Annotated in this window: 13 protein-coding genes; 6 read left to right on the forward strand and 7 right to left on the reverse strand. The window is 69.7% G+C overall.

Annotated features, from left to right (window positions below; genetic code table 11):
- The first annotated feature begins 1 nt into the window (after position 1).
- A complete protein-coding gene (locus tag ACXJ3V_RS08625) occupies positions 2–1,018 on the forward strand; it encodes a LacI family DNA-binding transcriptional regulator (protein WP_457099878.1) in 1,017 nt (338 codons plus the stop codon).
- A 25-nt stretch (positions 1,019–1,043) separates the two neighbouring features.
- Here ACXJ3V_RS08625 and ACXJ3V_RS08630 read toward each other — a convergent pair whose 3' ends face one another.
- Positions 1,044–2,363, reverse strand: coding sequence for a uracil-xanthine permease family protein (locus tag ACXJ3V_RS08630; RefSeq protein ID WP_457099879.1), 1,320 nt, complete (start codon positions 2,361–2,363; stop codon positions 1,044–1,046).
- A 161-nt stretch (positions 2,364–2,524) separates the two neighbouring features.
- On the opposite strand from ACXJ3V_RS08630, the gene ACXJ3V_RS08635 reads away from it, so the two are divergent.
- Complete coding sequence (locus ACXJ3V_RS08635) at positions 2,525–3,469, forward strand: SDR family oxidoreductase (RefSeq protein ID WP_457099880.1); 945 nt, start codon at positions 2,525–2,527, stop codon at positions 3,467–3,469.
- On the opposite strand, the gene ACXJ3V_RS08640 is transcribed toward ACXJ3V_RS08635, so the two are convergent.
- Genes ACXJ3V_RS08640 through purD form a run of 3 tightly spaced genes read right to left on the reverse strand, consistent with a single transcriptional unit; the run spans position 3,456 to position 6,081 of the window.
- Positions 3,456–4,409, reverse strand: coding sequence for a phosphoribosylaminoimidazolesuccinocarboxamide synthase (locus ACXJ3V_RS08640; protein ID WP_457099881.1), 954 nt, complete (start codon positions 4,407–4,409; stop codon positions 3,456–3,458). The genes ACXJ3V_RS08635 and ACXJ3V_RS08640 overlap by 14 nt on opposite strands.
- A gap of 7 nt (positions 4,410–4,416) precedes the next feature.
- Positions 4,417–4,758: a TfoX/Sxy family protein gene (locus ACXJ3V_RS08645; protein WP_457099882.1), complete on the reverse strand. Its 342-nt coding sequence runs from the start codon at positions 4,756–4,758 to the stop codon at positions 4,417–4,419.
- A 51-nt stretch (positions 4,759–4,809) separates the two neighbouring features.
- A complete protein-coding gene (gene purD / locus ACXJ3V_RS08650; RefSeq protein WP_457099883.1) occupies positions 4,810–6,081 on the reverse strand; it encodes a phosphoribosylamine--glycine ligase in 1,272 nt (423 codons plus the stop codon).
- Positions 6,082–6,132: 51 nt separating this feature from the next.
- Here purD and ACXJ3V_RS08655 point away from each other — a divergent pair, with 51 nt between their 5' ends.
- Positions 6,133–6,501 carry a sterol carrier family protein gene (locus ACXJ3V_RS08655; RefSeq protein WP_457099884.1) on the forward strand — a complete coding sequence of 123 codons (369 nt, stop codon included), beginning with the start codon at positions 6,133–6,135 and terminating at the stop codon, positions 6,499–6,501.
- Between the two features lie 60 nt (positions 6,502–6,561).
- Positions 6,562–6,942 carry a potassium transporter Trk gene (locus ACXJ3V_RS08660; RefSeq protein WP_457099885.1) on the forward strand — a complete coding sequence of 127 codons (381 nt, stop codon included), beginning with the start codon at positions 6,562–6,564 and terminating at the stop codon, positions 6,940–6,942.
- Between the two features lie 12 nt (positions 6,943–6,954).
- Here the strand turns inward: ACXJ3V_RS08660 and ACXJ3V_RS08665 are convergent, their stop codons facing one another.
- A complete protein-coding gene (locus tag ACXJ3V_RS08665; RefSeq protein ID WP_457099886.1) occupies positions 6,955–7,566 on the reverse strand; it encodes a zinc-binding alcohol dehydrogenase in 612 nt (203 codons plus the stop codon).
- A 113-nt stretch (positions 7,567–7,679) separates the two neighbouring features.
- On the opposite strand from ACXJ3V_RS08665, the gene purM reads away from it, so the two are divergent.
- Together purM and purF are read left to right on the forward strand one after the other, a co-directional pair.
- Positions 7,680–8,807 carry a phosphoribosylformylglycinamidine cyclo-ligase gene (purM, locus tag ACXJ3V_RS08670; protein ID WP_457099887.1) on the forward strand — a complete coding sequence of 376 codons (1,128 nt, stop codon included), beginning with the start codon at positions 7,680–7,682 and terminating at the stop codon, positions 8,805–8,807.
- 6 nt (positions 8,808–8,813) lie between these two features.
- Positions 8,814–10,274, forward strand: a complete 1,461-nt coding sequence (gene purF / locus ACXJ3V_RS08675) for an amidophosphoribosyltransferase (protein WP_457099888.1) — start codon at positions 8,814–8,816, stop codon at positions 10,272–10,274.
- Positions 10,275–10,343: 69 nt separating this feature from the next.
- Here purF and ACXJ3V_RS08680 read toward each other — a convergent pair whose 3' ends face one another.
- Both ACXJ3V_RS08680 and ACXJ3V_RS08685 read right to left on the reverse strand, forming a co-directional pair.
- Complete coding sequence (locus tag ACXJ3V_RS08680) at positions 10,344–11,711, reverse strand: MFS transporter (protein ID WP_457099889.1); 1,368 nt, start codon at positions 11,709–11,711, stop codon at positions 10,344–10,346.
- 22 nt (positions 11,712–11,733) lie between these two features.
- Positions 11,734–13,017, reverse strand: coding sequence for a M20 metallopeptidase family protein (locus tag ACXJ3V_RS08685; protein WP_457099890.1), 1,284 nt, complete (start codon positions 13,015–13,017; stop codon positions 11,734–11,736).
- Positions 13,018–13,109: the final 92 nt, after the last annotated feature.

The following is a 13,109-nucleotide window of genomic DNA, read 5'->3' on the forward strand; positions in this document are numbered from 1 at the left end:
CATGAGCATCGAGTCCACCCACGAGAGCGTGACGATCGAAGAGGTCGCCGCGGCATCCGGCGTCTCCCGATCGACCGTCTCGCGTGTCGTGAACGGCTCGACGGCGGTGAGTCCCGCGGCGCTCGAGGCGGTGCAGCGCGCGATCGCCGACTTGAACTACGTCCCCAATCGCGCGGCGCGATCGCTCGCCAGCAAGCAGACGCACGCCATCGCGCTGGTGGTCCCCGAAGACACCTCCCGGTTCTTCGGCGACCCCTTCTTCGCGCCGATCGTCTCCGGGATCAACGCGTACCTGAGCAAGTCGGACTACGTGCTGAACCTCTTCATCGCGAGCGACGACCCCGGCGACAAGACGACCGACTACCTGCGCAGTGGCGCGGTCGACGGGGCGATCATCGTCTCGCACCACACGAGCGACACGTTCATCGACCGGATCGCCTCGGCGGTGCCTGTCGTATACGGCGGCCGCCCGCCGCGTGAGCGCGAGGGCGACTACTACGTGGATGTCGACAATGTGCGTGGCGGGCAGGATGCCGTGGCCTATCTGATCGCGCGTGGTCACCGCCGCATCGCCACCATCGCCGGACCACTGACGATGCCTGCGGGCGTCGACCGTCTGCAGGGCTACCGTCAGGCGCTCGCCGAAGCGGGACTGCCCGAGGGGGCGGTTGAGGAGGGCGAATTCACGACCGAGGGCGGTGCCGACGCGATGCGGCGCATCCTCGACCGTGGCGGCGATCAGCCCGACGCGATCTTCATCGCGAGCGACCTCATGGCCCAGGGTGCGCTCGCCGTGCTCGGCGCAGCCGGGCTGAGGGTGCCGGAGGATGTCGCGATCATCGGCTACGACGACTCGCCGGTCGCGACATCCGTCATCCCGCAGCTGACGACGCTGCGTCAGCCGTCCTTCGCCCAGGGCGAGAAGATGGCGAGCACACTCGTTGAACTGCTGGCCGGCCGACACCCGCAACGCATCACGATCCTCGACACCGAGCTCGTGATCCGCGACTCGGCCTAGCCGCGGATCACCGAGCGCACCGGAGCTACTGCGGGTCGCCGCCCAGTGGGCCGACGGCCGGGATCGGACCGCCGTCGTCGGCGCCGGTCTTGCGCCAGCGGGCCACCGCGTTGCCGAGGTGGTAGATCAGCAGGGCCGCCGCGGCCGAGATGACGATCGCCCCGAGCTGGAAGTCGCCCCACTGGATCGAGAAGCCCGCGATCGCCATCACCAGCGCCACTGCTCCGGTGTACTGGTTGACCGGGCGTGAGAAGTCGACGCGGTTGTCGACCCAGATCTTGATGCCGATGATGCCGATCAGGCCATAGAGCGCGGTCGTCACGCCGCCGAGCACACCAGGCGGGACCGAGTTGAACAGGGCGCCGACCTTCGGGGAGAGACTCAGCAGCACCGCCGTGAATCCCGCAACCCAGTAGGCGGCGGTCGAGTACACGCGGGTCGCGGCCATGACCCCGATGTTCTCGCCATAGGTCGTGGTGCCCGAACCGCCGAAGAGACCGGCCATGGTGGTCGCCAGGCCGTCGGCGATGAGGGCGCGTCCGGTCTGCTGGTTGACCGAGGCATCCGTCATCGTCGCCACCCCGCGCACGTGCCCGACGTTCTCGGCGATCAGCACGAGCACCACGGGAAGGAACATCGCGATGACACTCCACGTGCCGGGCGAGGCGAAGTCGGCGAGCTGGAACTGCGGCGGGCCAAACCACTGGGCCTCGGCGAGTGCCGAGTAGTCGACCTCGCCGCTGATCAGGGMGACGATATACCCCACGACCACGCCGAGGACGATCGAGATGCGCCCGAGGAAACCGCGGAAGAGGACGCTGAAAAGGATGACGGCGGTCAGCGTGATCGTGCCGGTCAGCGGCTGCTGCTGGAAGTTGGACCACGCCACCGGTGCGAGGTTGAACCCGATGAGCGCGACGATCGTGCCCGCAACGACCGGGGGCATGAGCTTGTCGATCCAGCCGATGCCGGCGAACTGCACGACGAAGCCGATCGCGGCGAGCAGGATGCCGACGGCCGCGATGCCCGCGAGCGCCGAGCCCATGCCGACCGACGCGGTCGCCGCCGTGACGGGCGCGATGAACGCGAACGACGAGCCGAGGTAGCTCGGGAGCTTGTTCCGCGTGACGATCAGGAACAGGATCGTGCCCAGCCCGGAGAACAGCAGCGTCGTCGGGACGGGGAAGCCCGTCAGCACCGGCACCAGGAAGGTCGCGCCGAACATCGCGATCACGTGCTGCACGCCGATGGCGATCGTGGCGCCCCACGCCAGGCGCTCGTCGGGCCGCACCACCTTGCCGGGCTCGACGGTGCGGCCGTTGCCGTGCAGGGTCCAGACGGGCATGCGAGCTCCTCGGGGGAATGGGATGGATGCCCGATCACCCTACCTGTGAGTTCCCTGGGAGGGCCAAGCCGGCCGGGCCTTTTCGGTCGGTGCCGCGGCCGCTACCCTGTGACCACCAGCACCCACCCGGTCCCGTTCCGCCCTCGCCGAGAGGACCCCGTATGGACTCGCCGCGTGCGCCGCGCTGGAGCATCCGCCTTCCCGATCTGCGCGGCACTCGGGCCCTGGTCACCGGTGCGAGCGATGGCGTCGGCACCGAGATCGCGCGCGGGCTGGCGCAGGCCGGCGCCGAGGTCGTGCTGCCGGTGCGCAACCGGGCGAAAGGGGAGCGGGTCGTCGCGCGCATCCGCGCGGAGGCGAGGGATGCCGCACTCGAGCTCGTCGACCTCGATCTCGCCGACCTCGGCTCGGTCGCGCGATGCGCCGACGCCCTCCGCGCCGACGGGCGACCCATCCACCTCCTCGTGCTCAACGCGGGCATGATCGCGCTCGGCGATCCCGTTCGGCACACGAGCGTGGATGGATTCGAACTGCACTTCCAGACCAACCATCTCGGTCACTTCGCGCTCGCGGTGGGAATCCTTCCGCTCCTGCGGGCGGGCCAGGCGCGCGTCACGGTGCAGAGCAGTCTCGCCGCCAACTACGTCGGCATCCCCTGGGACGATCTGCAGCTCGAACGCCGATACTCCGCGGTGAGGGCATATGGCGCATCGAAGGTCGCGCTGAGCCTGTTCGGTCTCGAGCTGGGGCGACGGAGTTCCTCGGCCGGCTGGGGCATCACGACCGATCTCTCCCATCCGGGCATCTCCGCGAGCACGAACATCGCCCCGGCTGCGCTGCGTGAGGGCCGCGGCATCGGCACGCGAATCGGGCGGAAGCTGACCGACAGCGTGGTCGGCGGCACGCCGGCCGAGGCATCCCTCCCCGCGCTCTTCGCCGTCGCGAGCCCAGACTCCTCTCCCGGTGCGTTCTACGGTCCTGGTGGCTTCGGGCACTTCCAGGGACCGCCGCGACCCCAGCGGCTGCACCGCCGACTTCGGGACGAGGCTGCCGCAGCGCGCTGCTGGGCGGTCTCCGAGGAGCTGGCCGGGGTCAGGCTGAGGTGAGGCGATCCAGCAGTTCCCGGTAGCGCGCGGCGGTGCGCTCCACGATGTCGGCGGGGAGCTCCGGCGGGGTGCCCGTCTTGTCCCAGTTCGCGGCGAGCCAGTCGCGCACGATCTGCTTGTCGAAGCTCGCCATCCGCTCCTCGGGCGTGGTGCCCGCGGTCCAGGCTGCGGCATCCCAGTACCTCGACGAATCGCTCGTGAGCACCTCGTCGGCGAGCGTCAGCACGCCCCGGGGGTCGACCCCGAATTCGAACTTGGTGTCGGCGAGGATCAGGCCGTGCGCCTCCGCCGTCGCGGCGGCGCGGGCGTAGATCTCCAGCGACAGCGCACGCAGCTCCTCGGCGCGCGCGGCCCCGACGAGCTCCACCGTGCGATCGAACGAGATGTTCTCGTCGTGCTCGCCCATCGGCGCCTTGAACGCCGGGGTGAAGATCGGCTCGGGCAGCCGGTCGCCGTTCTGAAGGCCATCGGGCAGCGGGATGCCGCAGACGGTGCGCGTCTCCAGGTACTCGGCCCAGCCCGACCCGGTCAGGTAGCCGCGGACGACGCACTCGATCGGCTGCATGTCGAGGCTTCGGACGACCATCGCGCGCCCCGCGACCGAGTCCGGGATGAGCGAGTGCAGGTCGTCTGCGGTGCCGGCGACCCCGTCGGCGCCCGCGGAGAGCACCGAGGTCGCCGCGAGATGGTTCGGGATGCCGCGTCCGCCGTCGCCGCCGGCCAGGCGGTCGAACCACCACAGGCTGAGGGTCGTCAGGAGCTCGCCCTTGCCGGGGATGCCAGGGCTCAGGACATGGTCGAATGCGCTGACGCGGTCGCTCGCGACGACCAGCATCCGGTCGGCACTCGCGGAACCCGTCGAGTCGTCGGGAACATAAAGGTCGCGGACCTTGCCCGAATAGACGTGCCGCCAGCCGGGGAGGTCGAGAAGTTCGGTCACCTAGCCATTATCGCGGGGTGATCTCGTCGAGGTAGGCGAACGCCTCCCCGATGAGGGGTGCCCATCGCTCGGGAGCGTTCGGATCGACGACCACCCACTCCCGCATGGTGCGCTCGCGCATGACCATGCGCTCGGCGGTGCCGGCGGCGACGAGCTCGTCGGCACGGGCCTCGGGCACCTTGATGAGCAGCTCGCCGCCCGACGCGACGAACGCGAAGACCTTGCCGCGCACGCGCAGTCCCTCGCTGCCGAACATCGGGCCGATGTCGACGTCATCGCGACCCAGGAACTCCTGCGCGATCGGATCGAAGATGCCGTGGGCGTGCGCCACTGCCTGCTCGTCCTTCATGAGTCAAACGGTAGCGACGGGCCGCGACATTGTCAGGGCTCGACCTCGGGGTCAGTGCTCGACGACGCGCGCGGCGATGTCGGTGCGGTGCTGGCCGCCCTCCAGCGTGATCTCGGCGAGGGCGCGATAGGCGCGGTCGCGGGCCTGCGTGAACGTCGTCCCCAGCGCCACGACGTTGAGCACGCGCCCTCCGGTGGCGACGAGTCCGCTGTCGCTCTTCGCGGTGGCCGCGTGCGCGAGGTGCACGCCGGTGACGGCGGATGCGGCATCCAGTCCCGAAAGGGGGCGACCCGTGATCGGGGCCTCGGGGTAGCCCTCGCTCGCGAGCACGACGGTCACGGCGACCGCGTCAGCGAATGCCGGACGGCGAACATCTTCGAGAACGCCGGATGCCGCGGCCAGCAGCAGCTCCGACAGCGGGTCGACCAGCCGGGGGAGCACCACCTGCGTCTCGGGATCCCCGAAGCGGGCGTTGAACTCGATGACCTTCACACCGTCGTCGGTGAGGATCAGCCCGGCGTAGAGCAGTCCGATGAACGGGGTGCCCTCGGCATCCATGGTGCGGATGACGGGTTCGGCGACCGTGCGCGTGACGAGGTCGACGAACTCCTCTTCGCCGCCGAAGCCGTGCGAGAGCCAGGGGAGCGGGGAGTAGGCACCCATGCCGCCGGTGTTCGGCCCCTCGTCGCCGTCGCGGAGGCGCTTGAAGTCCTGGGCGGGGCTCAGCGGCAGCACGTGGTCGCCGTCGCTGAGGAAGAAGAGCGACACCTCGGGCCCGGCGAGGAACTCCTCGACGAGCACCGGCCCGATCGCGAGGTAAGTGTCGCCATGGGCGAGGGCGGCATCCCGATCCTCGGTGACGATGACGCCCTTGCCGGCGGCGAGACCGTCGGCCTTGACGACATAGGGTGCTCCGAGCTCGTCGAGCGCGTCCGCGAGCTCGCCGCGGGTGTGAGCGCGCAGCGCGCGGCCGGTGGGCACGCCCGCGGTATCCATGATCCGCTTCGCGAACGCCTTCGATCCCTCGAGCTGGGCGGCGGCCTTGCCGGGGCCGAACACGGGGATGCCCCGCTTGCGCAGCGCGTCGGCGACACCGGCGACCAGCGGAGCCTCGGGTCCGATCACGACGAGGTCGATCGCCTCGAGATTCGCGTACTCGGTGACGGCAGCCGGACTGTTCGCATCGAGGTCGACGATCGTGGCGTCCGCGGCGATCCCGGCATTGCCGGGGGCGGCGAACACCTCGTGCGCGGCCTCCTCCGAGCGCAGCGCGAGGATGATGGCGTGCTCGCGCGCGCCCGAGCCGAGAACGAGGATCTTCACTCCGCCAGCCTACCGAGGGGGTCGGGCCTGACTGAGGGCTACCGTGGAGCCATGCCCCGCAGGATCACGACCGACGAAGGCCGCGCGGCCTTGGCGTCCGTGCGTGCGGCCGGGGAGGCCTCCGTCGACCCGCCTCGGGCCGACCGCGCCACGGCCGTGCGCTACCTGCTGCAGCTGCTCGCCGAGAAGGCGCCGGGGCACACGGTCGAGGTGCGGGTCCCGCCGTTCGGGGCGGTGCAGGTGCTCGAGGGTCCGCGGCACACGCGTGGGACGCCGCCGAATGTCGTCGAGGTTGACGCCGACACCTGGATCGCGCTCGCGACGGGCGTCGAGCAGTGGACGGATGCCGCGGCCTCCGGCCGCATCCACGCCTCCGGCACCCGGGCCGACCTGACCGACCTGCTGCCCGTCCGGCCCTGACCCCGCTCCGTCCGGCCTGACTCCGAACCGCCCGCCCCGGCCCGGTGCGACAATAGAGGTATGGCCGACACGGCGCAGACCCCCGAACCAGCAGATGCCGCGGCATCCCTTCCCGAAGAGACCCACGTGGAAGACCGGATCGAGCGCGCGACCGTGCGACGCGCACCGCGGGTCTCGGTGTTCCTCGTCTTCGGTGCGGCGCTGGGCCTGCTGACGGCGATGATCCTCACGTTCGCGTTCAACGGCACGAGTGTCGCGAGCCCCAACACGGGTCTGGTCTACAGCCCGACGACGGTGTTCGGCTTCCTCACCTTCATCTTCATCCCGGTGGGCCTCGCGCTCGGGGGGACCGCTGCGATCATCTTCGATCGGCGGAGCCGCAGGCACCTGCGCGAAGCCACGGTCGATCGCGAAACCGTGCAGACCCTCTCGGGCGACTGACCGACGGGCGCCCTACGCGAGTTCGGCGATGATCGGGTGGATCGCGGCGTCGAAGGCCGCGACATCCCCCCGGAGGCCATCGGTGACCGCGATCGTGAGCGATCCGATCCACCACACCCCGCGCTGCGTCAGCGGAAGCACCTGCACGTTGAGCTCGAACGAATGCGCACGGCGGCCCACCTGCCGCTCGTGCTCGGCGATGGCGCTGGCATACGCGCGATACGACACCCCTGGCTTGGCGGCGGCGTCCTTGCGGTAGCGCTCCTTGGCCGACTGCGAGTACGCGATCGCCTCCGCACCGAAGGGGGTCATCGCGTCACGCAGATCGTCGCAGCCCTCGAGGGGGAGTGCGACGAGCGTCTCGAACCCGTCGACGAGATCGAGCGGGACGGGCGACGGATGCGCCTGCGGTTCGACCGTCATCGCCCAGTACTCGCGCCACTGTCGCTCGAGGCGCGCCTGCGCCTGCTCATCGCGATCGGCCGGGCGGGAGACCACGCCGCGCAGGTGCGGAAGCTCATCCGGGGAGCGGATGCCGAGCACTTGGCGGAGGTAGAGGGCAAGCAGAACGGGCTGACTCGCATCCTCGCGAATCACCCACTCCGGAGCCCCGCCGCTGCCCATGCGTTCATTGTAGATCCGCCCTCGGACCCCGGTTCCGGTCTCGCACCTCCAATCCCACGCCCGGCAGCTCCGGTCCGGCATCCGCACATGCGCCCCGCCGGTAGGCTGGAGGTGTGGCCTCACCCTCCCGCGACGCCGTGAACCCCTATGCCGAAGCAGGGGTCGACACGGCCGCCGGCGATCTCGCCGTCGAACTGATGAAATCCGCGGTGCGACGCACCCACGGACCTGAAGTCCTCGGCGGAGTAGGCGGCTTCGCCGGCCTCTTCGACGCGTCCGCACTCCAGGCGTACGCGAAGCCGCTGCTGGCGACCAGCACCGACGGCGTCGGCACCAAGGTCGCGATCGCACAGGCGATCGACAAGCACGACACGATCGGGCTCGACCTGGTCGGCATGGTCGTCGACGACATCGTCGTCGTGGGCGCACGCCCCCTCTTCATGACCGACTACATCGCGTGCGGCAAGGTCTTCCCCGAGCGCATCGCCGACATCGTCAGGGGCATCGCGGCAGGCTGCTCCGAGACCGGCACCGCGCTCGTCGGCGGCGAGACGGCGGAGCACCCCGGCCTTCTCGGCATCAACGACTACGACGTCGCGGGCGCGGCGACCGGGGTCGTCGAGGCCGACGGCATCCTCGGCGCGCACCGCGTGCGCACCGGAGACGTCGTGCTCGCGCTCGCCTCGAGCGGTCTGCACTCGAACGGCTACTCCCTGGTCCGCCACATCGTCACGCGCGCCGGCATCTCGTACGGCGGTCACGCCGCCGACTTCGGCACGACGTGGGGCGAGACGCTCCTCGAGCCCACCCGCCTCTACACGAGCCCGCTGCTCCGGCTGATCGCCGGCACAGGCGATGGCGTGCACGCCCTCAGCCACGTGACGGGCGGCGGCATCGCCGCGAACCTCGCCCGCGTGCTGCCGCAGGATGCGTGGGTCGAGGTCGAGCGGTCGACCTGGTCCCCTCCGCCGGTCTTCCGGGTGCTCGCGGACCTCGGTGAGATCGAACTCACGGCGACCGAAGGCACCTGGAACCTCGGCATCGGATTCCTCGCGGTCGTCGACGCGCAGAAGGCGGATGCCGCGGCATCCGCTCTCGCCCTCGAAGGCATCGCGACCTGGCAGGTGGGCGTCGTGCACACCGGTGACCGGCCGGCCGGAGAGTTCGAGCAGGGCGCCAAGGGCGTCGACGGCGGGGCGGTTCGCCTCGTCGGCAGCTACAGCGAGCACGGAGCGAGATAACCCCCTATGTGCGGAATCGTCGGAGTGGTGGGCGGCGGCCTGGCCAATCAAGAGGTCTACGACGCCCTGCTGCTGCTGCAGCATCGCGGGCAGGACTCGACCGGCATCGCCACCGCCGAGCGCAACGGCGTCTTCCACATCGCCAAGGCGAAGGGGCAGGTGCGGGAGGCGTTCCGCACGCGCGACATGCGGTCGCTCCTCGGCGAGATCGGGCTCGGTCACGTGCGCTACGCGACGAAGGGCACGGCATCCAGCGAAGAAGAGGCGCAGCCCTTCTACGTCAACGCACCGTACGGGATCGTGCTGGTGCACAACGGCAACCTCACCAATACGCGGGAGCTCACCGAGGAGCTCTTCCACAAGGACCGCCGGCACCTGAACACGAGCTCCGACACCGAGCTGCTCGTCAATGTGCTCGCCAACGAACTGCAGTCGGCGATCTCGGGGCTCGATCTCGATCCCGAGCAGGTGTTCCAGGCGGTCAGCCGCGTGCACGACCGCGTCGAAGGGTCGTACGCGGCGATCGCCCTCATCGCCGGCTATGGCCTCCTCGCCTTCCGTGATCCATTCGGCATCCGCCCGCTCATCATCGGCACGCGCCAGGGCGAAGACGGCAAGTACGAGTGGGTCGTGACGAGTGAGTCGCTCGTGCTCGAGAACGGCGGCTTCGAGGTCGTCCGCGACGTCATGCCCGGCGAGGCCGTCTTCATTGATCTGGACGGCCACCTGCATACGAAGCAGTGCGCGACCGACCCGAAGCTCTACCCGTGCTCGTTCGAGTACGTCTACCTCGCGCGCCCCGACTCGATCATGAACGGCATCTCGGTCTACGAGGCGCGCCTGCGGCTGGGCGAGCGCCTCGCCGAGACGATCGCGAAGTACACCCCGATGGGCGCGATCGATGTCGTGATGCCGATCCCCGACTCGTCGCGCCCCGCTGCCATGCAGGTGGCCCGCAAGCTCGGGATCGAGTACCGCGAGGGCTTCTACAAGAACCGCTACATCGGGCGAACGTTCATCATGCCCGGGCAGGCCGTCCGCAAGAAGAGCGTGCGGCAGAAGCTGAACGCGATGTCGAGCGAATTCAAGGGCAAGAACGTCCTGCTGATCGACGACTCGATCGTGCGGGGGACCACCTCGAAAGAGATCATCCAGATGGCTCGGGATGCCGGGGCCAAGTCGGTCACGTTCGCCTCGGCGGCGCCGCCGGTGCGCTACCCGCACGTCTACGGCATCAACATGCCGTCGCGACACGAGCTCGTCGCCCACGGCCGCACCATCCCGGAGATCGCCGAGGAGCTCGGCGCGGACTACATGGTCTACCAGGAGGTCGAAGACCTCAAGGCCGCGATCCTGGAGGGCTCCGACGTCGAGGACCTCGACATGAGCTGCTTCGACGGCCGGTACGTCACCGGCACCGTGTCGGAGGAGTACCTGGCCTGGGTCGAGGGCTCGCAGGAGAGCTGACGCGCAACGACACGCGGGGCGGCACGCGGAATCCCGCGTGCCGCCCCGCGCCGTGGGCCCAGCTGGGAGTCACGCCTCCCGGGTGAACACGGCGGTGTCGTCGTTGAGGATGCGGCCCTTCGTCTCCGGCATGAAGGCGATCGTCAGCCCCGTGACAACGAGCAGCACGAGGACGTAGACGAGGAACGCCCACGAACCCACCGTGGTGCTGAGCCAGGTCTGCAGGTAGAGGGCGGTTCCGCCGAACAGCGAGATTGCGACGGCCGTCGCAATGGCTGCGCCCGCGGTACGGACCCGGGTGGGGAACAATTCCGCGTTCACCGCCGGCCCGACGGCACACGGCGCCGCGATGAAGATGCACGCGATCGTGACGGCGACGAACAGGTGCACGGGGTCGCCGTCGATGAGGGACGACAGCGGGAAGATCAGCACCGCGGTTCCGACGATGCCGATCAGCATGACGGGTCGGCGTCCGATGCGGTCCGAAAGGATGCCCCACAGCGGCACGACGCCGATGAAGACCACGTTGGCGAGGATCGACGCCAACAGCACCGCGCCGGGGTCGGCGCCGAGGATGGCGATCGAGTAGCTGGAGGCCGCGACGACCCAGTAGTAGTAAGCGACCGTGAGACCCACACTCATGCCGATCACCCGCAGCACGGAACGGCGCATGGTCCACATGTCGCGCCACAGGTGGGGCTTCTCAGCTCCGGCCGCGGCGTACTTGATCTCCTCGGTGAACTGCTCGGTCTCGAGCATGCGGCGACGGATCCAGATCGCAAACAGGCCACCGAGACCGGCCACGAGGAAGGGAATCCGCCAGCCCCATTCGAACATCGCGTCCTTGCCCAGCGTGGCCGACAGCACGACGCCCAGGCCCGAGCCCGCGACCACTCCGATGGTGCCCGACGCGTAGACGAGGGAAGCCCACCGTCCGCGACGGTTGGCCGGGGCCCGCTCCGAGAGGTAGGCGCCCGCCGTCGGCTGCTCGGCGCCATACGCCAGCCCCTGCACGAGACGTGCGGTGACCAGGAAGACCGAGGCCCACACGCCGACCATGGCGTAGGTGGGTGAGACGCCGATCATGAGGGCGCCGATCGCGATGAGCGTGACGGTGATCGACAGGGCCTTCTTGCGCCCGAGCCGGTCGCCCATGCGACCGAACACGATCGCGCCCACCGGACGTGCGACGAATCCGACGGCGAACACCACGAGCGCTGCCAGGAAAGCCGATGTCGGATTTTCGGGATCGAAGAAACTCGCCGCGAAGAATGGCGCGAAGGTCGCGTAGATCGACCAGTCGAACCATTCCAAGGCGTTGCCGACGCCCGTGCCGACGAGCGACCGTCGTGCTTCTGCGCGCTGACGCGCCGTCAGCCCAGGGGCCGTGGACTCTGCGCGCGACGTGTCGCCGCGCGGACCGGTGGTGGTGGTCATCGTTGAATCACCTTCTGTTGTGTTAGTGGGATAGGACGGGGGAAAGGGGGGCATTGAGGGACGAAGCGGATGCTGCGACCGCGGCGCTCTCGTCGAACGCGAGGAGCCGCCGCCAGGCGAACTCGGCATAGACGGCCGCCCCGATCGGGAGCACCTCGTCGTCGAACACGGCGTACTGGCTGTGGTTGGGCGCCGCGCTGCGGGGGTCGAGGCCGATCGGTGTGGCGCCGATCATCACGAACGTGCCGGGCACCAGCGCGAGCACACGCGAGAAGTCTTCGGAGCCTCCGAGCGGGTCGGTCATCGGCTCGAAGGTGTCCGGTCCGAGCAGCGTGTCGATGGTCTCGGCGGCGAACCGCGTCTCATCCTCATCGGTCACGGTGACCGGGTAGCCGTTCAACCACTCGACATCTGCGGCGGCTCCGTGCGCCGCCGCGATGCCTTCGACGACTTGGGTGATCGCCTCGGCGACCGCCGCGCGTGACGCAACCGACCACGACCGCACCGACATGGTGAACTCGGCCTCCTCGGGGATCGCGTTCGGCGCAGCCAGGTCGCCCGCGCGAACCCCGCCGACGCCGATGACGACGCTGTCCCATACGCTGAAGCGACGCGTCACGTACGTCTGCAGCGCGAGGATCATCTCGGCCGCGATCGTGATGGGGTCCACGGCCTGGTGCGGCGCCGAGGAATGGCCGCCGCGACCGCGCACCAAGACCCGGAATCCGTCCGCGGCGGCCATCATGACGCCGCCTCGTGCTGTGAAGCCGCCACGGCGCATGCCGGTCGACATGACGTGCAGACCCAGTGCCGCGCGCACGCGCGGGCCGGCGACATCCAGCACCCCCTCGCGGATCATGACGGCAGCACCGTCGTGCATCTCCTCGCCGGGCTGGAACATGAACACGACGTCGCCCGCGAGCTCGTCGCGGTGCGCGGCAAGGATGCGGGCGGCGCCCACGAGCATCGAGGTGTGCAGATCGTGTCCGCACGCATGCATCGCCCCGGGGATGGTCGATGCCCATTCGAGGCCGGTCGCCTCGCGTACGGAGAGCGCGTCCATGTCGGCGCGCAGCAGCACGGCCGGAGCCTCATCGCCCCGGCGGGGAGCTGTGCCGCGCAGAACGGCCGTCACCGAGGTGCAGTCCGTCCCCGTCGATATCTCGAGGCCGAGGTCGGCGAGTTCTGCGAGCACATGCGCCTGCGTACGCGGCAGGTCCAGGCCGATCTCGGGGAAGGCGTGGAGGGCGTGCCGCAGGCGGACGAGATCGTCGCGCTGCGCATGCGCCAGGGCGAGTGCATCCATGATTCTCCTTCGAACGATTGCGGGACTACTCTCGGAGATGACGAGCGCGTCGCCTTGCAGACCGCGGAAATGCGCAGGCCGGAGCACGGCCG

The organism is Microbacterium sp. P5_E9, assembly GCF_054049175.1.

Excerpts from the sequence above, each read along its gene's own strand:
- ACXJ3V_RS08680 (WP_457099889.1), bottom strand. The coding sequence starts at position 11,711 with ATGACCACCACCACCGGTCCGCGCGGCGACACGTCGCGCGCAGAGTCC.
- ACXJ3V_RS08645 (WP_457099882.1), bottom strand. The coding sequence starts at position 4,758 with ATGAAGGACGAGCAGGCAGTGGCGCACGCCCACGGCATCTTCGATCCG.
- ACXJ3V_RS08635 (WP_457099880.1), top strand. The coding sequence starts at position 2,525 with ATGGACTCGCCGCGTGCGCCGCGCTGGAGCATCCGCCTTCCCGATCTG.
- ACXJ3V_RS08625 (WP_457099878.1), top strand. The coding sequence starts at position 2 with ATGAGCATCGAGTCCACCCACGAGAGCGTGACGATCGAAGAGGTCGCC.
- ACXJ3V_RS08685 (WP_457099890.1), bottom strand. The coding sequence starts at position 13,017 with ATGGATGCACTCGCCCTGGCGCATGCGCAGCGCGACGATCTCGTCCGC.
- ACXJ3V_RS08660 (WP_457099885.1), top strand. The coding sequence starts at position 6,562 with ATGGCCGACACGGCGCAGACCCCCGAACCAGCAGATGCCGCGGCATCC.
- ACXJ3V_RS08665 (WP_457099886.1), bottom strand. The coding sequence starts at position 7,566 with ATGGGCAGCGGCGGGGCTCCGGAGTGGGTGATTCGCGAGGATGCGAGT.
- ACXJ3V_RS08655 (WP_457099884.1), top strand. The coding sequence starts at position 6,133 with ATGCCCCGCAGGATCACGACCGACGAAGGCCGCGCGGCCTTGGCGTCC.
- purF (WP_457099888.1), top strand. The coding sequence starts at position 8,814 with ATGTGCGGAATCGTCGGAGTGGTGGGCGGCGGCCTGGCCAATCAAGAG.